This is a genomic window from Planktothrix sp. (genome assembly GCF_046067725.1).
GTDB lineage: Bacteria > Cyanobacteriota > Cyanobacteriia > Cyanobacteriales > Microcoleaceae > Planktothrix.
This window is the reverse complement of record NZ_JBJUDF010000126.1, coordinates 1-23,714: the sequence shown is the minus strand read 5'-3', so window position 1 is coordinate 23,714 and position 23,714 is coordinate 1. Positions and strand designations below refer to the sequence as shown.

Here is a 23,714-nt window from a genome sequence, read left to right as displayed (position 1 = left end):
GATGATGCTGTCGGCTCCTAATCCGACAAATTGCATTAAAGTTAACAAGATTAAAATTTAGAGTAAAACTGTGATGAATGCTTTATGGCCGCGTGTTTTAAGGTCTGCGTATCGTCGAGAACCCATTGTTAGTTTTGTCGTAACGGTTGGAACCGTTGATGCTATTATTGGTGGGGTCAGTTCCAGTTTATCATTATTAAGTTTTGGGCTCTCCAGTGTGGCGGTAATTCTGGTTCTGCGTTGGTGGATGTTGCAACGATCTAAAATCGAACAATCTGAAACCGCACCAGAATATATTCTCCCTCCGAGTTCTTCCAGAGTCCCTCTACCCCAACTCACCCAGGAGTTACGTTCAAAAAAACCGAAAAGACCCAGTTTCTAAGCCTTTTTAATCCATTCAGAATCAGGATCACGGAATATGGATGCTGTGATTACAGATGAACGCTTAAAAATTGGTGATGTTGCCACCCGGAGTGGCTTATCTGTGAAGACGGTTCGCTATTATGAAGATATTGGTTTATTAGCCCCCACCGTTGAACGTTCAGACTCCGGGTATCGACTGTTTGCTCCCTCGGTGATTAATCGTTTAGCCTTTGTTAAACGGGCTCAATCTTTAGGTTTAAGTTTAAGTGAAATTCGACAAATTTTAAATATTAGTGATCGGGGTGAACTTCCCTGCGATGAAGTTAAGCAACATTTGGCTCTAAAAGTTGAAGCAATTAATCAGCAAATTAACGCCTTAGAACTCTTAAAAAGCGAGTTGCAGCAATTATTAAATCATTGGCAAGATCATCCCTCAGTCGCCCTGGCGAATACAACGATTTGCCCTAATATCCAAGGAGATTGTTGAGCAAAAAAAGAGGGAAGGCGTTTTTTTGTCCTTCCCATCGTTTTGTGTTTGATTGAGTTTGTTTCTGAGGGTTTGCCGTTGTTTTTTCAGTTGTCGTGCCCTCGCCGAACCTCCTTTTCCTTTAATATTTCTGCCTTGGGAACGGGGAGATTCCCAACGTTTTAGTTGTTGTGCCATTTTCCCTATATTTTTTGATAAGACTAATTGATTATAGATCAATTTCTCGGTTCGTGTCAAGTGCAAAAGTCAGTAATCTTTAAAGATCCGGCTGTGCGATCGCAACTGTTCAAAACAATTGATCACAAGCCTTCTCTATCCTTTCGGGCTCGGTTTTAAACCTTGCTATTTTTTCAAAACTTAATATTGACGCTTCAATTCTTAACATTAAATTTTTAATTCGTAATTCGTAATTCTTAATTCTTAATTATTTTCCTTCGATTCTTAATACTTTATTTAGGAATTTATACTCCTCAAATATGATAAAAAAGAATCATTGTTCTTATAAGTTTTAGCAAGAGGAGCAGGGATCAGTGCTTGATGTGTATATCGTTTCAGCAGTCCGCACCCCCCTCGGTCGTTTTGGCGGTTCCTTAGCAGGTTTTTCCCCCTCCGATCTCGGCGCTCATGTCATCAAAGCTGTATTGGAACGTGGAGGAGTTCCCAGCGATGCCTTAGACCTCTACATTTTCGGAAACGTGCTTCGCGCCGGACAGGGACAACTTATTCCTCGCCAAGCCGCGCTCAAAGCCGGAATTCCGGCTCATGTTGATGGCTATGCAGTCGATATGGTCTGTTCTTCGGGTATGATCAGCATGATCAACGCAGCAACAGCCATTCGGGCAGGAGAAGCCGATCTCGTCTTAGCCGGAGGCATGGAATCAATGTCTCAAACCGGATTTTATCTCTCCCAACGAGCGAGATGGGGTTATAAATTCCTCATGGGAGCACCGGAGCAGTTAGTCGATATTCTGCTTTATGACGGGTTAACTGACCCCACCACCGGAGAGGGAATGGGAGATGAAACCGAACGAGTCGCCACCGAACATGGGTTCACCCGGCAAAATGTCGATGAAGTGGCGTTTTATTCTCACAAACGCGCCCACGAAGCGACTCAACGGGGAACGTTTAAAGCGGAAATCGCCCCGATAGAAATTGTTAGTAAAAAAGGCACACAAATTATTGATCAAGACGAAGGAATTCGCCCAGAAACAACCTTAGAAAGTTTAGGAAAATTACGTCCAGCGTTTAGCAAAGAAGGCATATTAACGGCTGGAAATAGTAGTCAAATTTCCGATGGGGCTGCTGCTGTAGTTTTAGCCAGTTCTCAAGCGGTGGAAAAATACGGTTTAACACCCTTAGCGAAATTGATTTCAGGAACTTGGGCGGGAGGAGAAACTTGGCGATTTACTGAAATTCCGGTACTCGCCACCCAGAAACTTCTGACTAAATTGAATATGACAATTACTGATTTTGATTTAATTGAGAATAATGAAGCCTTTGCCGTCAGTAGTTGCTTATTCAATCAAATGTTAGGCGTTCCCTTTGACAAAATGAATGTTAATGGTGGTGCAATTGCCCTTGGACATCCCATTGGCGCATCAGGAACTCGAATTATTGTCACCTTGCTGAATGCCTTAAAAGAGCAGGATAAAACCCTGGGATTAGCGGCTTTATGTCATGGAACCGGAGGCGGAACAGCCTTAGCACTTGAACGAGTTTAAATCATTTCAACATCAAGACGAATCACTTAAATTGGAGTCAACAGTATGGTTTCTTTAGGTTTAGAAGATAAAGTCATTTTTGTAACGGGTGGCGGTCGAGGCATTGGAGCAACAATTGTTTCATTATTAACTGAATTAGGAGCAAAAGTCGCGTTTGTAGATATTAATATTCCCGATGATCATCCGGCTGCTTTTGCAACGAAAGCCGATGTTACCAATTTAGAAGAAATGGAAGCCGTTGGTTTAGAAATTGCAGAAAAATTAGGGCCGGTTTATGGAGTGGTTGCTAACGCTGGTATTACCCGTGATAACTTTTTTGGTAAACTGTCTCCCGCCGATTGGGATGCGGTAATTAATGTTAATTTAAAAGGGGTTGTTAATACAATTAAACCCTTTGTTTCGGGAATGTATGAACAAAAAGCTGGGTCAATTATTGCGATTAGTTCAATTTCAGGCGATCGCGGTAATGCAGGTCAAACGAATTATGCCGCAACCAAAGCCGCTGTAATTGGTTTAGTTAAATCTTTAGCACGAGAAGCGGCGCGTTATAATGTTCGGGCAAATGCGATCGCCCCAGGATTTATTAATACTGAAATGACGAAAGTTATCCCTGATACTGTTAAGGAAAAAATAGTCGCAGAAATTCCTTTCCGTCGCTTTGGAGAACCGGAAGATATTGCTTGGGCTTGTGCATTTCTATTATCTCCAGTTGCTAGTAGTTATGTCACAGGAGAAGTTTTGCGGGTAAATGGAGCCCATCACACTTAAAGATTAATCAAGAAAGTGGAACAGGCATCTTGCCTGTTTTATACCAGTTTTGTTTGATTCAAGGAAATCATTAAAAACTCCTCCCGTCTTCAAGGAAAGGGTGGGTGGAGTTGTTCTTCGACAATTGAATTTATGGTGAACAAGATGGACAAAGAAACAGCAACTTGGAATGATTTAACCGCTAATTGGGTGAATGCCTGGACAGATGCAGGAACTCAAATTTGGAAAGCTTGGTTTAATCAAATGGGAGTTGTAACCGCAGAAAACGGAAATACTGAAACCAAACCCGATATGACCGTTTTAAGCGAACGGTTTACACAGAATCAACAATTATTAATGCGTTTTCTCAAGCTATCTTTTGATGCTTGGAAAGAGATTTTACCCCAAGTTCAAGCCGGAGAAGATTGGCAAAAAACCTTAACGAATTATACTGAACAAATTCGCAAACAGTTAAATGATTTTTCCCAAGCCAATCTAAAAATTAATCAAGATACCAATCAACTGTGGCAATTATATTCTCAACAAATCCAAAAGTTTAATCAAGTTTGGATGGCTTATATTGAGTCTTCCCTCGGCCCCTTAAATCAAACTTGGACGGGAAATAGCCAACCTTGGATCGAACTCAATAATCTGTATTGGGAAATGTTCTATCAACCCACCTTTGGTAATTTTTTGCAAAGTCCGACCCTGGGAATTACACGGGAATTTAATAATAAAATTCTCAAAGGATTTGATCAATGGACAAATCTCTATCGGGCTAGTAGCAATTATCAAATTTTATTATCCGATATTCAAGTGAAATCCTTTGAAGCCTTAATTCAAAAGTTAGTTGAATTAGCAGAAAAAGGTGAACCCGTTACCGACTGGCGCAAATTCCAAGACCTCTGGAGTATCGTTTCGGACGATATTTTTGAGAAGACATTTATGTCAGAAGAAAATCTCAAAGTTCATGGAGATTTTCTCAATGCTTTAAATGCCTATCGTATTCAACAACAAGAATTAATGGAATCTTGGATGAAAGCGATGAATATGCCCTCCCGCAGCGAAGTGGATGAAATTCACAAAACGGTTTATGAACTGCGGAAAGAAGTTAAACGCTTGAAAAAAACCTTGGCAAAATATGAGTCAGAAAGTTAACCCTTGACCCGTTTCCTTAACAGATTTTAACAGGCAAGATGCTTGTTCCACAAACTCTACACCCTAATTCAGCTTATGTTACCTTTTTTAACTCAATTAAGCTTGGAAGACACCACCCACGAATATGTGGAATTAACCCAAAAACTCGTAAAAGGCATGGAAAATTTAAGCCGTTTACGGGAAGAAGATATTGAAGTGGGATTTTCTCCGAAAGAAGCGGTTTATAAGGAAGATAAAGTGATTTTATATCGCTTTAAATCCCCCGTAGAAAAACCGTTTCAAATTCCGGTTTTAATTGTTTATGCCTTAGTTAACCGTCCGTTTATGGTTGACTTACAGGAAGATCGATCCTTAGTTGCTAATTTGTTAAAATTGGGATTAGATGTTTACTTACTAGATTGGGGATATCCGACCCGTGCCGATCGCTGGTTAACCTTGGATGACTACTTAAATGGTTATCTCGATAACTGCGTTGATTTTATTTGTAAAACCCATCAATTAGACCAAATTAATTTGTTAGGAATTTGCCAAGGTGGAACCTTTAGTTTGTGTTATAGTTCCATGCACCCGGAGAAGGTGAAGAACTTAATTGTCATGGTGACTCCCGTTGATTTTCAGATGAAAAATACCCTGTTAAATATGCGCGGAGGTTGTACCCTGGGTTCTGATGCTTTGGATGTCGATTTAATGATTGATGCGATGGGAAATGTTCCGGGGGATTTCCTGAATTTAGAATTTCTCATGCTCAAACCGTTACAGTTAGGATATCAGAAATATTTGGATTTACCGGATATTATGAGCAGTCAAGATAAATTGCTCAATTTTATGCGGATGGAGAAATGGATTTTTGATAGTCCAGATCAAGCAGGAGAAGCTTATCGGCAATTTTTGAAAGATTTCTATCAAGGCAATAAACTCATTAAGGGTGAAGTGGTAATTGGTGAAAAACCAGTTAATTTGAAAGCGGTAACAATGCCTGTTTTAAATCTGTATGCTGACAAGGATCATTTAGTTGATCCGTCCTCTTCTATCGCTTTAAAACAGTATGTCGGTAGTAAAGATTATACCGTACAATCCTTCCCCGTCGGACATATTGGAATGTATGTCAGTGGGAAGGTACAACGGGATTTACCCCCCACAATTTCCAATTGGTTAAAAGCCAGAAGTTAGCAGAATTTGATCTCCATAAACCCCACATAGAGACGTTCCCTGGAGCGTCTCTATACAATATGGATGTGTAGCAAACATTTAAAGATTTCATATTAAGAATTATGGATTAGGAATTACGATTCTTAATTCTTAAAAAGATTATTTCATTAATATTCATGATTGATAAGTGATCAATATTGGGCTCATCAACGACAACAAAACATTAAAAAATCTAATCTTAAAAGTTCATCAGGAACTTTTTTTTAATTCAAACCAAGTTAGACTAAATTCATGTTAAAAGTAGCAACTTGAGAAGTCAAACAGAGATTTTTCCTGTTAGTCTATGGGTAATTTCACTGTTGCAAAATTTAACAATTGAGTATCAAATTAATCTCATAAAAATGCTCGTATGCCAACCCTTTCTAGTCAATCTTTCTCCCATACTTCTCACTATCATCCTCCCATGAGGATTGTTGCCCTTGGAGATAGTGTCATTTATGGATTTGGTGATCCGGTTGGTGGTGGCTGGGTAGAACGTTTACGTCGCCATTGGATGTCTCCAGGGTATACCGGTCATGCTCTGTATAATTTAGGACAACGAGGAAACGGCGTCGCTCAAGTTTCTCTACAATTGGAAAAAGAATGGAGTCACCGCAAAGCATGGCACAACCGTCTACCGGAATTAATGATACTTTCGGTAGGAGTCAATGATTCCCCCAGGTTAGGACAAGCTCATGGACGGGGTTTTACAGAATTTGAACAATTTCACATCCAACTCAATCATTTATTAGATCAGGCGGTGAATCTATGTCCTGTTTTATTTGTGGGAATGATACCTGTGGATGAAAGTAAGATGCCATTTCTGAATTATTTCTATTATAATCACGCTGACCAATATCGTTACAAACAAGCCACTAAATTAGCTTGTGAACAGCGTCAAATTCCCTATCTCGATATTTTTGATCTGTGGTTAAAACGCGGAGAACATTGGCTACGACTCCACTTAAGCACCGATGGTCTTCATCCCAATGTCCGAGGGTATCAAGCTTTATTACAGGATATTCTTAACTGGGAACCGATGTCTGATCTTTATGCTGATCTGCCCATTTGGGAAACCAGAGCTTAACTTGACACTCCCCCGTCGAGCGCGCAAGCTTGACGGGGGAGTGTCAATGGTTTCCTTACTTCTGTAGAGACAAAGGCAGATTTTTGATGTTAAAGGTAACAAAGATGGCGATCGCTACTGCCTATTTTGGGGTTCGTTCTCAAATAATCATCCACCCAATCACACGCTCGATCAATCAAGTTATCTAAATCCAGATTCCACATAATTAAGGTTTTGTCCCGACTGGCTGACACTAACACATGACCATCGGGACTAAAGCTCACCCCCATGACACTATCCCGATGTCCCACTAAGGTTTTGAGTAATGTGCCGTCCTGACGACACCACAGCTTCACCGTCCCATCAAAACTAGCCGACGCGATTAACTGACTATCAGGACTAAACACCACACTGGTCACACTATCACTTGATCCCTTTAAGAAGGTTTTGAGATAGTTTCCTTGGCTATCCCACAGTTTAACCGTATTGTCGTATCCAGCCGATGCCATCACTTGACCATCCCGGCTGAAACTAACACCGAGAACATAACCTTGATTCGCCATAATGGTTTTTAACAACCTTCCCTGACGATTCCACAGTTTAATCGTCCCATCCTCACTCGCGGTGGCGATGATTTCACCGTTGGGGCTAAAAGCCACACTATTCACCCAAAAATCATGTCCGATTAAAGTGTATAATAAATCGCCTTGAAGGTTCCACAATTTCACCGTTCGATCCTTACTGGCCGTTGCAATCATTTCTCCATCAGGACTAAAGGTAATACTCATAATGCTGTTGTTATGAGCTATCCAACTATTCAGTAGTTTAATCGATTCAACCGAAACCTTTTTCTTCTCAAGGGGTAAGGCTATTTTCTCAGCATTAACCGTCCCAAAAATACCCTGAAAGTTCCGCCATTTGAACAACCCACCTTGAGGATGTTCAGCAAGATCTGAATCCTGAGTCAGTTTCCACAATTTCACAGTACGGTCATAACTCGCCGTTGCCAACAGTTCACCATCGGGGCTAAAACTCACCGCCGACACCCGATCTTGATGACCGGTTAACGTCGTTAATAACGCTCCTGTTCGGCTCCACAACTTCACGGTTTTATCCTGACTGGCAGAGGCAAACATTTCTCCACTAGGGCTAAAACTCACCCCTAACGCCCGACCTTGATGTCCGGTGAGGGTTTTCAGAGGAATTCGATCCAGATTCCACAGTTTCACCGTTTTGTCATAACTCGAAGAAGCTAAAGTTTTACCATCGGGGGAAAACTGCACATTTGTCACTTTATCCCCGTGTCCTTGCCATTGATTTAATAACCTTCCGTCCACCGTCCATAAATCAATACTCTTATCATCAGTGGAAGTCGCCAAACGTTGACTATCGGGAGAAAAACTTAACCCATAGACCCTGGAACTATCACCTTTTAAGGTTTTTAAAAGTTGACCGCGACGAGTCCACAGTTTCACCGTTTGATCTTGTCCAACCGTTGCAATCCATTCGCCATTAGGAGAAAATCGGACTTTATAGACGGTTTCTTCAGAATCCTGGCTATGGTCTAAATTGTAAAGAATCGTTCCCTGCAAATCCAGTATTTTCACGGTTCCATCCGTAAGGGCGATGGCTAATACTTCTCCATTGGGACTAAACACCACTGATGTTAAGGGGGCTGAACTCGGAATTGTCCGCAATAATTGTCCCTCGCGAGCCCATAATTTTAATTGACCATCTTCTGACACCGAAGCAATTAAATCACCATCAGGTGAAAAAGTAACGGCGGAAACGCTTTTACGATGACCCTTCAGGGTTAACGGGATCACCCGTTCAGAAGTTCGTAAAACCCTCTGTAACGGCCAAAGTTTCACGGTTCCATCTTGGGACGCAGAAGCGAGTAATTGACCATCGGGACTAAAACTAACACTGGTAACACTGGCGGTATGACCCACTAAGGTTGTCAAAAGTTGACCATTCGGTGTCCACAACTTCACGGTTTTATCAAAACTTGCAGATGCAATCGTGTTACCGTCAGGACTCAAGGAAACATCCCAAGCCACATCTTGATGTCCTTCTAAACGGTTCCGTTCTCCTATTCCATAGACTGCCTGTTGTAAGGTAGCCGCAATGCGAGTTTCCATTGTTGTTAGTTCAGGGTTTCCGGGTGTTTTAGCTTTTAACTGTTGAAATTGTCGAGCCGCCCTTAAACTTTCCATTAAGGCATCAAATTTATATTCAGAAAAAAACAAGGCTTCGGAAGATGCGGTTAAGGTGGCTAAATTCGCCAGTTGCTTTTGTTCTTCGGCTCGTCGTTCTTGATGGGTGGCAACTTTTGCGGTAAAACCAAATAACACAGCAACAACCATTGATACTCCTAAGCACTGCTGTAACAGTTTATTGCGCTGTAACAGTTGGTCTCGACTCATTTTTTCTAAAGCCGCTTCCGCTTGCTGTTTTTCGGCTTTTACTTGGTGTAAAGTGGCACGAATTTCTTGCTGGCGTTTTTGTTCCTGAATGGCATATCGCTGCCGAATTGGTAAGACTAAATAATCATGGAGTAATTGATATCGATCATCCGGTTCCTCTCGCCTTCGCAACAGTAAACCGGATTCTAATATTACATCAATAAAGGCTTCGGATTCGTCCTGATGGGAATTTTGGGATGTTTTTACTATTCCCTGTTCCTTTCTGATCACAGTCAGTAATTCGGCTTTGGTTTTAATCGGACGAGTAAATCTTTCGTCGGTTAGCGCAAATAAAACTTCCCAAGCGGCTGCTTCGTTTTCTTGACCACAATCTTGAATTACCTGTTCAATCGAATGTTTAATTAATTCAGCTTTGGGATTAATTCCTAATTTTTGATAAGCTTCTAAGGTGGTGATTCCATGTTTTCCTTCTTCTTGAAGTTGAGCCCCAACGACTTGTAATTCAATGGGTCGCACTTCATGGCGTTCATCGGCTAAATCGGTTACTAAAGCATTAATTAAAGCGGGTTCTAATCTTAATTTAGCTCGTTGGGTTAATCGTTCAATCACCGTTTTTGCTTCCGCTAACGTAAAATCTCGCAAATGATAGCGGTTTTTTTTGTCCAAAATATTATTATTAATCGCTTCTAAGTTTAATAAATAATCACACTCTAAAAGATAATGCAGGTAATCTTCTCGGAGAGAAAAAACGATTTTGACAAAAGGTAAATCTAAGCAGAGTTTCAAAAATTCATAAAATATTTTTCTTTTTTCTTGATGATTGGAGACAAAAAAGAATTCTTCAAATTGATCAAAAATTAAAACTGTAATTAAATTGAGATCCGCATTATTCTTGAGTTGCGTTAACAAGAACGAAGCGGGATTCAGAATTAAAGAATTAACGATTTCTGCATTTTTATTGCAGACACTTTTTGCAGAAATTGAAGATTGATTCATCACATTGAACCACAGGGTTCTCAGGGATTCATCGGTTTGTTTCAAAGAACCACAATTCTGTAACCCATGAGCTAAACTTATTTCTAATTCTCTCCCCCAGTCAGTATAACTTTGAATCACTACGGGTAAACAATCTCTAGCACTAATGGCTGTATTTTTTAAGGCGGGAACTAAACCGGCATTCACTAAAGAACTTTTACCAACACCTGAGCGACCATGAATAATAATCAATTTGTGATCATCCCGACTTAATCGATGCAGCAAATTCTGAATATCATGTTGACGACAAGATGCCATCATTTCTTCGGCAATAGTCACCAGATTTTCCTGTTGCAAACTAGAGGGATTAATCGCTTGTTTCGGCGATTGCAGTTGGGCTGCCCCAATAAAGGCACGAAAGCCATATTGATGCTCAATTTCTCTTTGCTTTTTCTTAATTGTAAAGGCTTGACGGTACTTGCGTTGATGATAGTAAATAGTCCGTAACTCGGCTAAAATATCCAGATATAATTGTGGGTTATATTGCGGTTTGACTTGCTCTAAAGCCAATTCTAATTCCTGTTGCGCTTGTTGCCATTCTCCTTGATGTTGATAACAGCGTGCTAATAATAATAAACATTGTCCTCGATGGGCGGTTTGATTCGATTCTGGTAAAATGGTTAAAGCCAATTGTGCTAAGGTTAAAGCTTGATTCCATTGACTTTGTTGTAAAGCCACCTCTGCCATGAACGAATAATCTTGAGCTAATTGGCTGGCGGTTCCATAAACTAAGTGCATCTTTAACCCAGAAAAAGCTAATTGTTGTAACTCATCCCATAATTTTAAACCTTGTAAAACTTCCCCTAAATGGGAGAGAACTCCAGATACTAAATCCGGGCGCCCGGCTTGTTCAAAAATGTGTTGACTTTGTTGAAAATAGCTTTTGGCTTCCTGTAAGAAAATGGTTTTAAGACCCGGATTTCGAGCCGCTTGAATACAATAGGTTAAGGCAATATGAAACAGCACAATTCCCTGACGGTTGAGGGTTGAATGTTGATGATGGAAAGTTGACCAACCCCCTAGTTCTTTCTGAAGATGTTCATGTTGCAATAGAGCTAAAGCTTGTTGATAATGTTGGCGGGCAATTTCGCTTTGGTCATTCCCATCACAATCTTGACCGAAAATAAACTCACGACAAGCTTCTAATGCTGGGTACAATTCATAACCTTGATTGTCTAAATCTTGCCAATGGAGTTCGAGTTCTCGTCGTCGGCTTGAACCTTGGGCAAAATCAGAAGGATGATGGCGAAAGGCTAAAGATTTAAACACCTCTTGAGTATCCGGTTCCCAAGCTTTGATTTTGAGTTCAGCTAAGGTAAAAAGAGTATTGGCTTGTAATTTTAAATAATCGAATAATTCCGGTATTGCTAATTGAAATTTAATCGTTGCAGCCGCCCAACTTTTGAAATCTGGTGCTAAACGAATCAGTTGAGTCGCAAGCTCATCTGTAATCCATAAAATCATCGGGAAATTAAATTGTTTACGAAATTCATCCCGCATTTGATTAGTTGAACTAAGAATTCCATCGAGATTTTCCACCGCTTCTAACCCTAGAATCATCAGTGCAGAGGGCAAATGGGTTTGAGCATAGTCGAATAATGCCGTATAGAGACTGGTGGTTTGAGGAGATAGGATTAACGATTCAATTGTAATTTCAGAATCCTTTTGTACCGTTTGAAACACTTGTTGTCTCAGTTGACTGGAATTACATCGAACTAACACCAAGGAAAACTGTCCTTGAGATAAGGAAACAGAACGTAACAAGCGATTCAAACTTCGTTTGTTAACAGACGCAACTGTTTCGCTCTCAAATAATTGATCCATAGGTAGATTGCACATTGGGGATAGATACATTATATAAATTCGCCGGGGGATTTAACAAATAAAATAGATATTTTTTGAACTGAAAAAATCCCTAAATTTATTTTCTAGTCTTTTAAGTATTACACGGAGTTATAACTGCGCTCATTCTGTATTCCTACTGAGAAATCCATCAATCCTATTCACCTGAGAAAGTTCAATTCTTGCTGCGGTAGAATCTGATGTTTCTGATTGTATAATAAAAAGTTTGTTTGCACGCTTCTGTGGAGATTGTGATCATGCCAATTTGCAAGCAGCAAGAAATATTAGAAATCAAGGTATGGCGGAACTTGCCAAAATCTACTCAATTAATATAATAAGTTGTCACTAGGCTAATTTTGTGAGTAGGAACCCAAACCGGGATATTAAGAGCGAAATCTCTTAAAAATTCCACGAATGAGCGCGTAGCGGAGTCGTGGGAGTGTCAAACTCTCCGGTCTGAAGACACCCTCGATTCTGCAGACAGAATTCGTTCTCGTTTCCACACTCCCACGGGGTTTTTATAAGACCAAGATGGGAGTTTGAAAACTCAGCCGCGTCTTCAGACCTGAGAGTGTCAAGAGAGACGCCCCTATCCAGCGTGTCTCTACAAAGAGTTAAATGATCTGAAATCTCGGTTTGAAGACCTCCACCACACCGCTTTAGCGATGAGCGGTGAGACTGTTAAATTGACTACTTTCCATTAAAGCGGGATTAATCCCAAACCAACGACCTTCTTGATCTCGATATTCAAATACAAACATACTCCGAAGTAAGGTTTGACATTCATCTTCTCCCGTGACTTTTTGCGTTTTTACTACCTGTAATAATAATTCCCATTCTTCAGCGTTAATCGCTCCTAAAATATCATCTCGATATTCTTGAATCACTTGCTCTAAACAAGACCGAGTAAAGGGAGGATCTTCTTGTTGTAAACAACTATACATCAACATCAATAAACGTCGAATGTGACCCCCACTAATCCTACACAATCGATCCAAGGTTTCAGGACTATCAAATAAAACATTAATCCGAGATAAACGTTCTTCCGGTGACAGGTGGGGAAAGGCTCGCGCTAACACCATTTGTTGTAACTTAATCATCCCACTGGGATTATTGCTTCCATCCCGAAGACGGACGGGAACCATTGGTAACACTTTGGGTTTTACTCCAAATCGACTGGAGAGCCGATCATAATCATTAGAAAACATTAAAGTTAAGGGGATGGTAAATACAACATGACAATTGAGACGTTTGAGTTGTTCACCGCGATCAACAAATAAATATTCAGGTTGCGTTCTTCCCCAAGGTTTCGGAGAACTATCAATCCGATCTAAATTATCAACAATAACGACAATTCCTTTTTTTCCCTTCGCTTGTAACGCCTGGTTTGCCCGTCCTAAAATTTCATCATTAATGGCATCTAAAATACTACTGGTGCGAGGTTCTAAATATTGCCGTAATTGAGAACGTAATTTGGGTGAATCTTTGGTTTTCGCACTAATTTTGGCAATGCCAACTGATAATTCGGCTTCTGCGGAAAGTTGAATGGGGGTTTGCATCAACTCGGAAATTTCTGTAAATAAATTGGCAAAATATCCAGGTTTAAGACGAATTTGAGCCGATTCTAAACTTTCACTCACCTGACGAGCAATCATTAATAACACATCGCTGATATCTACATCCGCCATATCCAAATTTTGGGAGGATTCAAAATAAACGACATGATAACCCTGACGCTCTAATAGATCTTTAAGACGAAACAATTCGGTTGATTTTCCACATCCAATATGACCACTAAATAATTGACAAGTGGGTTCATCATGGGATAGCAGAGTAATGGTTCGGCTTAATTCTCGAATAATATCGCTACCCCGTACCGAAGAAAAATCGATGTAGTATTCTCGATCTTGGGGGTTAGCCATGTCGATGGTTTTACTCGGATTACACGCTTTATAGAATCTACTTAAATCAAGCTCGATCACAATTAGACTCTTAACCTCTCTATCGATTTTATCGGTCAGTACCTCTATATAGTTTACTGATAGTAGCTCGTTTCAGGATGAGGGGGATCGGGGATCGGGGGAGACAGGGGACAGGGCAATACGGAAAAGTTTATAATCACTTCAGGAATTACTGATAACTGATGACTAATCTTCCATCTATTTCAAACCGTGAACTTTTGAGTCGCCGTCAGCAGTTACGACGTCAACGGCGTCTGAGATTAGTTCAAATTCTATGGCAAGCAATGGCGGTTAGTAGTTTGGCGGTAGGTTTATTTTGGCTGATTAATCAACCCATCTGGTTTATTCGTCAACCCGAACAAATCAACGTTGAAGGCAATCAATTGTTATCAGATCAAACCGTTCGTTCATTGCTTCGCCTCTCCTATCCTCAATCTTTGTGGAAAATTCAACCCCAGACTTTAGCACAAACCTTGGAATCAAAAAGCCAAATTGCCTCGGCTTCTGTGACTCGCCAGTTATTTCCACCGAGTTTAATGATTAAAATTCAAGAACGACAACCTGTTGCTGTCGCTTATCCGTCTTCAACTCTCTCCCAATCCACCGCCCATCAGCAAATTGGATGGTTAGATGCAAGTGGAGATTGGAGCCTGATCGAAAACTATACCGAATTAGAAAAATCTAAACAATTACCAACCTTAAAAGTCATTGGAAATGTTAACCAATATCAAGCTTACTGGTCACAACTTTATCAAGTCTTAAGTCGCAGTCCGGTGAAAATCCTGCAAATCAATTGGCAAGATTCGAGTAATGTCATTCTGGAGACAGAAATTGGTACCGTTCATATTGGGCCCTATAGTTCTAAATTTCCTGAGCAGTTGCGGGTGATTGATCGCATGAGAAATGTCCCACAACACATCGATAAAAGCCAAAAGATGTATTTTGATCTGAAGAATCCAAGTCAACCGCTCCTCCAGATGCGACCGGAAACCACCGCTCAACGGACTTCCTCAGAGGAGGAGTCTAGCTCTAACTAACAACCTGATTCCTTCAGGATCAATAACTCGGTCAAAGGACTTGGTTTCTCGACCAACTTACCCTATAGTAGTTGTGTTTCTGTGGTTTAAAGTTATAAAACCGTTATTCATCTACTTCCCCTATTAAAATGACAGTTAAGAATAATCTGGGGTCTACCCAAGGCAATTCTGATGCTGAAGGAAAAGCGAATCCCTGGTTGTCAGCAGATTCAGCCAATCCATTCTGTAGAAATGAACGAATAGTTAACCCTAATAATGATTCTAAAGATATGCCCCGTGAAGAATCTTGGAGTGGCGATATTATTCCCAGCAATGCTGCAAGGATCAAGGTCATTGGTGTTGGCGGCAGTGGCGGTAATGCTGTTAACCGCATGATTGACAGCCAGGTAACGGGTGTTGAGTTTTGGTCAGTGAATACCGATGCTCAAGCGTTAACTCTATCCAAAGCCCAAAAACGCCTGCAAGTCGGTCAGAAATTAACTAGGGGGTTAGGAGCAGGGGGAAACCCTGCCATTGGTCAAAAAGCGGCGGAAGAATCACGAGATGAAATTCACAATGCTTTAGAAGGAGCGGATTTAGTCTTTATTACTGCTGGATTGGGGGGCGGCACCGGAACCGGAGGCGCTCCGATTGTGGCAGAAGTGGCTAAAGAAATTGGCGCGTTAACCGTTGGGGTCGTTACTCGTCCTTTTACTTTTGAAGGTCGCCGTCGCATTTCTCAAGCGGAAGAGGGCATCGCGGCTTTACAATCCCGTGTGGATACCTTAATTGTGATTCCTAATAATAAATTATTATCGGTAATTAATGAACAAACCCCTGTTCAAGAAGCTTTTCGCTATGCCGATGATGTCTTACGTCAAGGGGTACAGGGAATTTCCGATATTATTACAATTCCAGGGTTAGTGAACGTGGATTTTGCCGATGTCCGGGCGGTGATGGCGGATGCGGGATCGGCTTTATTAGGCATTGGTATCGGTTCGGGGAAATCACGGGCACGAGAAGCGGCCGTTGCTGCGATCGCCTCTCCTTTATTAGAATCCTCTATTGATGGGGCGAAAGGCGTTGTCTTTAATATTACCGGGGGCACGGATTTAACCTTACATGAAGTTAATGCCGCCGCCGAAACCATCTATGAAGTGGTTGATCCCAATGCCAATATTATCTTTGGTGCGGTGATTGATGAACGAATGCAGGGAGAAGTGAAAATTACGGTCATTGCTACCGGATTTTCAGGAGAAAATAAACAAGCCATTCCCGTCGCCCGTGAAGTGAATGTACAACGGGGTAATAAGATTCCGGTCATTCCAGCCCCGGAAACTCCAATGCCCACAAACCCGCCTCAACCCGGATTAGATATTCCTGACTTTTTGCGGAAACGTCGTCCGCCACGTTAAGGGAGCCGGGGCACTTCGGCAAGCTCAGTGACCGCAGGGGGCGAAATTTCTGTTGCCTATAGCAAGATTGCCCATTCGTAATTCGTAATTCATAATTCGTAATTCGTAGATGACTATTCCTGTTGCTTTAACCATTGCTGGATCAGATAGTGGGGGTGGAGCCGGAATTCAGGCGGATTTAAGGACATTTGCCTTTCATTGTGTTCATGGAACCAGCGCCTTAACCTGTGTCACCGCTCAAAATACTTTGGGTGTAACACGGGTCGATGCTTTACCTCCTGATGCTGTAGTCGCCCAAATTCAAGCGGTAGTTACAGATATTGGTGTCCAAGCGGTAAAAACCGGAATGTTACTGAATGCTGAGATTATTACCGCCGTTGCTCAACAATTAGACCTCCTGAACTCAATCCCTATTGTTGTAGACCCAGTGATGGTTTCCCGCACAGGGGTACAGTTAATTGATGATCAGGCGGTAGCTACCTTGCGAAATCTGTTACTTCCCCAGGCGACTCTGGTGACACCCAATCGTTATGAAGCTCAACTGTTAAGTGGTTTAGAGATTCACTCCTTAGCAGATATGCAAGCCGCCGCCCAACGGATTTACCAGTTTGGGTCACAGGCTGTTTTAGTCAAAGGTGGGGGAATGTCCGGCGAATTACGAGGGGTAGATGTAGTGTTTGATGGCAACCAGTTCCACACTTTCAAAACTCAAAGGATTGATACATTTAATACTCATGGTACCGGTTGTACTCTGTCGGCTGCAATTGCAGCTAATCTCTGCCTTAACAAAGATATATTTTCTGCCATAGAACGGGGTAAGCTTTATGTAACGACTGCATTAGAACACTCCTTAAGTCTCGGTCAAGGACAAGGGCCAGTCGGACATTTCTATCCGTTGCTTTCCCCCATACCCAAACACTAAAACCGCAATCATCGAAAATTTTGGGTAGAAACCCCGTCCTTCTAGGACGGCTTTACATTAATTTGAACTGGGATTAGAATAACTAAAGCCACGATGACCTTAATTGACGGGTGAGATTCCCACTGGTGGGACGCTATAGTTAAAGGGCGTTTAACCGAAATGGTTGAACCGGTGTTGACACTCTAGTTCTAGCCCCCACAAGCAGAAACGATTAAGCGAGTGAGCGAAAAACGACTTAAAAGTAGGCTCAGACCCTTCGGGGCGAGAGAGTAGAGGCAATTGGCATCGCCTGTCCCACGACACTAGAACAAGCGTAAGAATGGTTTTGGGAGTTGTGGTTCGAGCAATGACCATCGGGTTATCTCCTTCTAAAGAATCCTCGCACTTATAGGGAGAGGTGTGTCAACGCTCCCCATCCTCTGAAGATTAACCGAACCATCCATCCCGAATCGATGCTTCTTTGCGCGAGTAATTATCAGCAAAAGAACGGTGACGATGGACGGTTTTCTGATCCAACTTCGACACATTATCCTCCATCGGTTCATAGGAATGACGAGGTACAACTTCTCTTGAAGGTTCTGGTGTGTTGCTCTCTTCTTTTACGGATATACTTTCTTCGGCAGATAAAGGCGTTGAGTGTCGCAACAAATCTCTTTGTACTGCGGCGATCGCTTGTCGGACGGCGGTTTTGACGGAAGCAGAAAACTCGGCTCGTCCACGTTTGAGTTGCTGCATCCAACCTTCTTTGCTGGAAGCATACAGGGGGGGTAAACGGTTGAGGGCGTAGGTTTCCACTTCAACCCGCTTAATATATTGGGACAGTTTGGCAGGGAGGGAAGCTAATTGACGCTTCGCTTCTTCCGTTACTAACTCTTCCATGACATTGTGATATTTACGGTTAGCACCCATAGCCATAGTCGTATTGATAGAATCTGATTCACTATTCAGTGTGGTCACGGAGATTCTCCTCTTGGATCTACTTTAACGATTTTGGAAGTTAATACGCTTCCCTAGAAAGATAGGAGAAAGGCATTGGGGAACAGAATTTCCGCGAAATGGTGATCCCATTCGGTGTGAATTTCAGATGATTTCAAAACTACCGATTAGGTTTCCGGGTTTTGAGAGGGCCTGAGAGTTATTAAATCTTCAATCTGCTTGAGATTGGGATCACCCGCTAAATAACCAATTCCTCGATGCAAATGTAAGCGGAATTGGGTGGCGAGGGTTTCTGGATCAGTTCCTAGTTGATCATTATGGCAACGTTGCTTCAGAGCTACAACTAACAAATCACACATCGCTCCCCCAAAGACTTGCCACGTCATTTCAACGTTACTATCGGTGGGGATGGGAACCGGGGACGGAAGGGTTGGCTCACAAAGTGAACGGCACAATGCCCAACGGCAAAGAATATTCCAATTCTCTATTTTAGTGATTCGTTTGAGTTTGGTAAGTTGCTCTTTCGCAGTTAGAGATAGGCGAATTCGCTCTACAGGAGGTTCCATTGTCATTCAATCTTAGGATTCAGGAAATCTACAGATTTCAAACCTATATATAGGAAATTGTATACTTAAATACGGAGAAAATGAAATCGGGGATGAGAATTTTTTTACAAAATCTTGATCGAATTTCAAGTTTTATGAAGTTTTGCTAAACAATTGTTAGAAGAAATAACCCGGTTCAATACGGGTTTGTCTTTGGGTTGGGTCGTATTTGAGTAAATACTCACGAGCGATCGCATCTTGTTCTCGTAAACTATTAACTTCCTTGTCCGCAATTTCCGTATCCGTTGATAGTAAAATCACTTGATGACTCGCGGCGGGAAAATACCGTTCAATTAAGTTCTGACGGTGGGAAGAATCTAACCGACCTAATGGGGTATCAATAGCAATGGGTAAATTTAACCCAGAAACCCTCGCTAACCCCCATAAAAACGCGATCGCTAACAGTTGTTTTTCTCCCGCAGAAAGGCGATGTTTCTCAACAGGTTGCCCTTGGGGGTCATACAGAGATAAACTAAAATCTTCCGTTTGAATCATGACTCGATGCACTAAGTCGGATTTATGTAATAAATAACGGAAACATTCTGTAACTTCTACTTCTAATTTATTCAGCTTTTTAAGAGTTAGTTTTTCCTTAAAAATTTTAAGGGTACTTTGCACTTTAGCAACGCTATCAATAATATGATTCGCATTTTTTCGATCAATGGTATTTTGACTATATTTTTCTAACTCTTTCTTGGATTTTTCATATTGACTTTGGCATTTTTTACAACGTTGCTCTCCTTCCTCAATAGCTGTTTCTAATTTCGTTAATTCTCCTTGAGCTTGGGAAACGTTTTCTAACAGTTGTTCATAAACCTCTGGAGGTGCAGCAACCGCTAATTGTTGTTCTAAACTAGAAATGACTTCTTCTGTCTTTTTTAAAGCTTCTAAAGTATTCTCAGAGGATTGAATTTGACTCGGTAGTTGATGCTCTAAAACAGTTTTTAAGTCCTGAAACACCTTTTCATCTATTCCTAAAAAAATTAGTTCTTGATTTTCAGCATCATCGGCAAATTTTTGATAATCATCTTTTAAATAGATTTTAATCTGGTCTAATTGCTTTTGGCTAATATTAAGTTTTTCTAAATATTGAAATAATCGCTGATCTCGTTCTTTAATAAAATCTTGGGCAACTTTTGCCTTTTGCCAATTTAATTCCTGTTCTCCTTGGCTTTGCGCTTGATTTAATAACGGAGTAATTAAATTTAATGGCAAATACTCAGAAGCTAATTTACCCAGCAGGTCACGATGTTGTTTGGCTTTTTCCCGTTCTTCTTTTAATTGTTGTTCAAGTTGACCTTGTTCTGAGGCTACTTTTCCCCCTTCTAATTTAAACCTTTCCTTGGCTTGATATAACTTTTTGCGGGCTATTCCGGCTTTTTCTTTCAGTTCTAACACGGTTTTTTCTGCGGTATCCCATTCTAATTTATAACCATTTAACTTATTCTCAATGGCTTCTAAATCTGCTAATTCTTTAGAGTCCGCTAACTGCTTTCGTTTACGGTTCGCTAGAATATCTAAATCTATCGCTAACCGTTCTGCTAATTCTAACCCTAATAAAGATTGAATGGCTTTAACAACAACGTTAGGCGGTTCTTCTAACTCGGCTAATTCTTTAACTTGTTCTCCATCAAATAAAAATAAATTAGAAATACCAATGGGAAAAAAATCTTCTATGCGTTCATCCCAGGTTTCTAACCATGCCGAGTCCGGCCAGTCATCGAGTAAGATTCCTAAAATATCTTTACCATTTTTCGGGTTTCTTGTCCAGCGACGTTTCACCCGAAATTGAACTTGCATATTTTTAACAATATGTTCAAATAACAATTCGACACTGGTTTCTTCATGGGGTAAAGTGTGTTTATTAACCGCTTGTTTGAGAAAGTCAGGATAACTTAAACTTCCCTTGGTTGAACATTGGGCTCGTTGTCCATAAAGAGCCAGACGCATGGCATCCATTAAGGTTGTTTTTCCACCGCCATTCATGCCTCCAAATAAGACAATGGGACTAACACCATTCTCATTAATTTTAGGTCGTAAATCAATCACTTGTTTCCCTCGATAGGGGCCAAAGTTTTCTACAGTTAATTCTAAGAAAAGCATACAAAATCAATGGTTTATTTCTATTATCTCTATCAGTGGAACAGGCATCTTTCCTGTTAATTTTTTAACGAAAAAAGTTAGAATAAAGGCATATACAGCTAACTTATTTTCTGCCTATTGCCTATTGCCTATTGCCTATTCTAACTCGGGTTTTGAAATTTCAAAGTTTCCCAACTTAACTGTTGAGGAGGGTCGGGGTTTTTCCCTTCAACCGCTTGCTTGACTTGTTCAATGCTTCCGGTTTTTGCCGCTTCTTTTAAATTACGTTCATAATGGGCATTATTAATGGCTTCCTCTTGCGGTCGAGAACTGGTTTCAAAACAACGTTCTAAATCATCATAAATACCAGTTCGTCTCGCCATTGTTTTATATTGACGTTCAGTATCGATGAGTTTTGCCATCAGTTCCATATACATTCCATCTCCTTGACTCAGTTCTTCTAACAGTTGCCATTCATCAGCACCGAGAACGCTATTTCCTGCTCCTAACCGGGGGTCTTCAAAGGGTTCTCCCATGACTTCTTCATAAATTTTAGGTAAACTATCATCAAATTCGTGTTTTTCTTCGAGCCAAATTCGTCGAATTTCGCTTAATTCTGCTATTGTAATTAAGGTGATATCTCGATATTCTTCGGGTGCTGTTTCCCTAATTTGTTGTTGGGCTTCTAATACCCGTCTTAACCAATGTTCTCGCCAATATTTAGTATATGGCCCCGGTATAGGTTCAACGGATATTTCTCCATCAACATTTCGTTCAAAGAGTTGAACAGTTCCAAATATTCGCCGAAAATCTCGTTTATCTCGATCATTTTGGATATCTAATTCTAAGCGAAGATCTACAAGAGGTTGTAACCATTCTTTTTCTTGATCATTTTGGATCATTGCGGTTAATGATTTATCACTATCCACCAAAGTACAAACCCAACATCCAAACCGAGAACTACCACAACTAGGGGTAGAAGTATCAACCACTAAGGGGCATTCATTATCGGCTGTTGCACCTCGATACATGGCAAATAATTCTTTATTATCCAAACCCCAAGGGTTTTCCCATTGCATTAAATACATCCAAACTTCATCAGTTCGCCAACTTTCAATGGGCGTATAAAGTAGAGAGCTTGGTAAATGAGGATGAGGACAAAGGTGATCACGAACTCGTTTTGTTTCCCGTTTAGCCATGATCATCGCACGGTTAGAGCTTTCTGTTTTGCGTGTTCCTAAAATTACAATAGCTTCACCATTTGACCGTACAACATCACGAATAAAACGGTTAGAAGGATCAATTTTTAAACGTCCAGTACACCATCTAAACCGATGACGGGGTGCAGGATAACCTTTCCCTATTAAACCTGCCCAATAAGTTTGTGTTACTTCAGGTGTTAACAAATGAGGTTCAATAGGAAGATTATTTTTATAAGCGACTAATTTCATTCTATTTAAAGAATTATTCACCCAAGCAGAAACAATAGGATTTTCTACCAAAGTATCTGTACTAATAACATAAATTTTCTTATTGAGCTTTTCAGGAGGAAGTGTGGCGATCGCATTCCAAATCAATTGTAAACTAGCTGTGCTGTCTTTACCTCCAGAATAGCCAATAACCCAGGGAATTTGATCTAAACAATATAAATCTTTAATTTCCTGAGTCAGACTTTCAAGATCATTGGCAAATTCATCAATATTTCGAGATGGGAATAAGGATATTTGTTGTTCAATAGCCATGCTGCGATCACCCTAATACAGTTTTAAAGATGTTGTTTCGATGCCACTGAATAGCATCAAGCCTTGGATAAAATTTTTCCATGTTAGGTAAAAATAAAGAATCTCCATTAAAATCTTTCATTGGTTTAGCATTTGGTGATATTTCTTGTAAATCTTGAGCTACAATAATTTTATAATCATTATCTATTGTAAACCAACCTCGATCAAATGCCCAATGATGATTTTTACAAAATGAAATACCATTATCAATTTTATTGTCATAGAATAAAGAGATAGGTTTGATATGGGATCCATCAACGATAGTTTGATTAATAGAACGAGTTACCTTTAAACCACAAAAAGCACATTTATAATCATAAATATGAACAATAGATTTTCTAAAGAAAGCATCTCTCAAAACTGATTTATAAATTCTGATCTTTTTCTCAATTAATTCCCCTAGCTGAGTTAGTTCTTGTTCAGATTCATCTTGCAAATATTGATTGACTCCTAAAATATCTTCTAATTCTTTTTGAGTATCATAAAACCAAACTGATATTAAAGTATCTACTAATTCTTTTCGGCTTTCTCCATTTTTGATAAATTCAAATAACTGATCATCTAAGGTTGCATATTCTACGGCTTGTTTCAACTTATTGATACTCTTAGGCTGAAATCCATCAAAATCAGATTTTAACTCTAAATGCCAGAATTGCTCTCGTTTTAAGTAAAAGAAAGGATAGTGTAACCCCCCTAAGTACGATTTATTACCTAAGAGTCGCCAATATTTGTTAAAGGTATTAATTAATTCATCTGATATGGTAATTTTGTTTTGCTCAATAATACCTTGTGCAATAAGATCAATAACAGATAACAACAAAATAGGTTTGTAAGGAGCATCACCTCGTTGACGACTATTACTTACTCTTAATTCAGAAAATCGTTTACAATAGTCTGCAAGAGTTTGTCTGCTGTTGGGTTGTGTACTGTCCATATTTTCCTCCTAACCGAAATTTAGATATA

The 23,714-nt window shown here is 40.4% G+C and carries 17 protein-coding genes; 10 read left to right on the top strand and 7 right to left on the bottom strand.

Annotated features, from left to right (window positions below; genetic code table 11):
* The first annotated feature begins 73 nt into the window (after window positions 1-73).
* The 7 genes from ACKPEB_RS07105 to ACKPEB_RS07075 all read left to right on the top strand — a co-directional run bounded on the left by ACKPEB_RS07105 (window position 74) and on the right by ACKPEB_RS07075 (window position 6,751).
* Window positions 74-382, top strand: a complete 309-nt coding sequence (locus ACKPEB_RS07105; RefSeq protein WP_408964164.1) for a hypothetical protein — start codon at window positions 74-76, stop codon at window positions 380-382.
* A 36-nt stretch (window positions 383-418) separates the two neighbouring features.
* Window positions 419-850, top strand: coding sequence for a heavy metal-responsive transcriptional regulator (locus ACKPEB_RS07100; RefSeq protein WP_408964163.1), 432 nt, complete (start codon window positions 419-421; stop codon window positions 848-850).
* Between the two features lie 530 nt (window positions 851-1,380).
* Window positions 1,381-2,571 carry an acetyl-CoA acetyltransferase PhaA gene (phaA, locus tag ACKPEB_RS07095; protein WP_408964162.1) on the top strand — a complete coding sequence of 397 codons (1,191 nt, stop codon included), beginning with the start codon at window positions 1,381-1,383 and terminating at the stop codon, window positions 2,569-2,571.
* A 45-nt stretch (window positions 2,572-2,616) separates the two neighbouring features.
* Entirely contained in the window at window positions 2,617-3,339 is a 723-nt protein-coding gene (phaB, locus tag ACKPEB_RS07090; protein ID WP_408964161.1) for an acetoacetyl-CoA reductase PhaB, read from the top strand.
* A gap of 144 nt (window positions 3,340-3,483) precedes the next feature.
* Complete coding sequence (phaE, locus tag ACKPEB_RS07085; protein ID WP_408964160.1) at window positions 3,484-4,476, top strand: class III poly(R)-hydroxyalkanoic acid synthase subunit PhaE; 993 nt, start codon at window positions 3,484-3,486, stop codon at window positions 4,474-4,476.
* A gap of 75 nt (window positions 4,477-4,551) precedes the next feature.
* On the top strand, window positions 4,552-5,646 hold the full coding sequence (locus ACKPEB_RS07080) for a class III poly(R)-hydroxyalkanoic acid synthase subunit PhaC (protein WP_408964158.1): 1,095 nt from the start codon (window positions 4,552-4,554) through the stop codon (window positions 5,644-5,646).
* 388 nt (window positions 5,647-6,034) lie between these two features.
* Window positions 6,035-6,751 (top strand): GDSL-type esterase/lipase family protein, encoded by a 717-nt coding sequence (locus ACKPEB_RS07075; RefSeq protein WP_408964157.1) that lies wholly within the window; start codon window positions 6,035-6,037, stop codon window positions 6,749-6,751.
* Between the two features lie 89 nt (window positions 6,752-6,840).
* On the opposite strand, the gene ACKPEB_RS07070 is transcribed toward ACKPEB_RS07075, so the two are convergent.
* Both ACKPEB_RS07070 and ACKPEB_RS07065 read right to left on the bottom strand, forming a co-directional pair.
* Window positions 6,841-12,015 (bottom strand): hypothetical protein, encoded by a 5,175-nt coding sequence (locus ACKPEB_RS07070; protein ID WP_408964156.1) that lies wholly within the window; start codon window positions 12,013-12,015, stop codon window positions 6,841-6,843.
* Between the two features lie 677 nt (window positions 12,016-12,692).
* Window positions 12,693-13,955 (bottom strand): ATP-binding protein, encoded by a 1,263-nt coding sequence (locus ACKPEB_RS07065; protein ID WP_408964155.1) that lies wholly within the window; start codon window positions 13,953-13,955, stop codon window positions 12,693-12,695.
* A 221-nt stretch (window positions 13,956-14,176) separates the two neighbouring features.
* Here ACKPEB_RS07065 and ACKPEB_RS07060 point away from each other — a divergent pair, with 221 nt between their 5' ends.
* From ACKPEB_RS07060 to thiD, 3 genes are all read left to right on the top strand, one after another.
* Window positions 14,177-15,031 (top strand): cell division protein FtsQ/DivIB, encoded by an 855-nt coding sequence (locus ACKPEB_RS07060; protein WP_408964154.1) that lies wholly within the window; start codon window positions 14,177-14,179, stop codon window positions 15,029-15,031.
* 128 nt (window positions 15,032-15,159) lie between these two features.
* Window positions 15,160-16,425 (top strand): cell division protein FtsZ, encoded by a 1,266-nt coding sequence (gene ftsZ / locus ACKPEB_RS07055; RefSeq protein ID WP_408964153.1) that lies wholly within the window; start codon window positions 15,160-15,162, stop codon window positions 16,423-16,425.
* A 109-nt stretch (window positions 16,426-16,534) separates the two neighbouring features.
* Window positions 16,535-17,347 carry a bifunctional hydroxymethylpyrimidine kinase/phosphomethylpyrimidine kinase gene (gene thiD, locus ACKPEB_RS07050; RefSeq protein ID WP_408964152.1) on the top strand — a complete coding sequence of 271 codons (813 nt, stop codon included), beginning with the start codon at window positions 16,535-16,537 and terminating at the stop codon, window positions 17,345-17,347.
* Between the two features lie 426 nt (window positions 17,348-17,773).
* Here the strand turns inward: thiD and ACKPEB_RS07045 are convergent, their stop codons facing one another.
* The 5 genes from ACKPEB_RS07045 to ACKPEB_RS07025 form a co-directional block, all read right to left on the bottom strand.
* Complete coding sequence (locus ACKPEB_RS07045) at window positions 17,774-18,304, bottom strand: late competence development ComFB family protein (RefSeq protein WP_408964151.1); 531 nt, start codon at window positions 18,302-18,304, stop codon at window positions 17,774-17,776.
* Window positions 18,305-18,450: 146 nt separating this feature from the next.
* Entirely contained in the window at window positions 18,451-18,849 is a 399-nt protein-coding gene (dndE, locus tag ACKPEB_RS07040; RefSeq protein WP_408964172.1) for a DNA sulfur modification protein DndE, read from the bottom strand.
* Between the two features lie 156 nt (window positions 18,850-19,005).
* Window positions 19,006-20,991: a DNA sulfur modification protein DndD gene (dndD, locus tag ACKPEB_RS07035; RefSeq protein WP_408964150.1), complete on the bottom strand. Its 1,986-nt coding sequence runs from the start codon at window positions 20,989-20,991 to the stop codon at window positions 19,006-19,008.
* Between the two features lie 140 nt (window positions 20,992-21,131).
* A complete protein-coding gene (gene dndC / locus ACKPEB_RS07030; protein ID WP_408964149.1) occupies window positions 21,132-22,712 on the bottom strand; it encodes a DNA phosphorothioation system sulfurtransferase DndC in 1,581 nt (526 codons plus the stop codon).
* Window positions 22,713-22,719: 7 nt separating this feature from the next.
* Entirely contained in the window at window positions 22,720-23,685 is a 966-nt protein-coding gene (locus tag ACKPEB_RS07025) for an HNH endonuclease (RefSeq protein WP_408964148.1), read from the bottom strand.
* Window positions 23,686-23,714: the final 29 nt, after the last annotated feature.

What these genes read in the sequence shown, in the direction of transcription:
- ACKPEB_RS07105 (WP_408964164.1), top strand. Translation starts at nt 74, where the DNA reads ATGAATGCTTTATGGCCGCGTGTTTTAAGGTCTGCGTATCGTCGAGAA.
- ACKPEB_RS07100 (WP_408964163.1), top strand. Translation starts at nt 419, where the DNA reads ATGGATGCTGTGATTACAGATGAACGCTTAAAAATTGGTGATGTTGCC.
- phaB (WP_408964161.1), top strand. Translation starts at nt 2,617, where the DNA reads ATGGTTTCTTTAGGTTTAGAAGATAAAGTCATTTTTGTAACGGGTGGC.
- phaE (WP_408964160.1), top strand. Translation starts at nt 3,484, where the DNA reads ATGGACAAAGAAACAGCAACTTGGAATGATTTAACCGCTAATTGGGTG.
- ACKPEB_RS07080 (WP_408964158.1), top strand. Translation starts at nt 4,552, where the DNA reads ATGTTACCTTTTTTAACTCAATTAAGCTTGGAAGACACCACCCACGAA.
- ACKPEB_RS07075 (WP_408964157.1), top strand. Translation starts at nt 6,035, where the DNA reads ATGCCAACCCTTTCTAGTCAATCTTTCTCCCATACTTCTCACTATCAT.
- ACKPEB_RS07070 (WP_408964156.1), bottom strand. Translation starts at nt 12,015, where the DNA reads ATGGATCAATTATTTGAGAGCGAAACAGTTGCGTCTGTTAACAAACGA.
- ACKPEB_RS07065 (WP_408964155.1), bottom strand. Translation starts at nt 13,955, where the DNA reads ATGGCTAACCCCCAAGATCGAGAATACTACATCGATTTTTCTTCGGTA.
- ACKPEB_RS07060 (WP_408964154.1), top strand. Translation starts at nt 14,177, where the DNA reads ATGACTAATCTTCCATCTATTTCAAACCGTGAACTTTTGAGTCGCCGT.
- ftsZ (WP_408964153.1), top strand. Translation starts at nt 15,160, where the DNA reads ATGACAGTTAAGAATAATCTGGGGTCTACCCAAGGCAATTCTGATGCT.
- thiD (WP_408964152.1), top strand. Translation starts at nt 16,535, where the DNA reads ATGACTATTCCTGTTGCTTTAACCATTGCTGGATCAGATAGTGGGGGT.
- dndE (WP_408964172.1), bottom strand. Translation starts at nt 18,849, where the DNA reads ATGGAACCTCCTGTAGAGCGAATTCGCCTATCTCTAACTGCGAAAGAG.
- dndD (WP_408964150.1), bottom strand. Translation starts at nt 20,991, where the DNA reads ATGCTTTTCTTAGAATTAACTGTAGAAAACTTTGGCCCCTATCGAGGG.
- dndC (WP_408964149.1), bottom strand. Translation starts at nt 22,712, where the DNA reads ATGGCTATTGAACAACAAATATCCTTATTCCCATCTCGAAATATTGAT.
- ACKPEB_RS07025 (WP_408964148.1), bottom strand. Translation starts at nt 23,685, where the DNA reads ATGGACAGTACACAACCCAACAGCAGACAAACTCTTGCAGACTATTGT.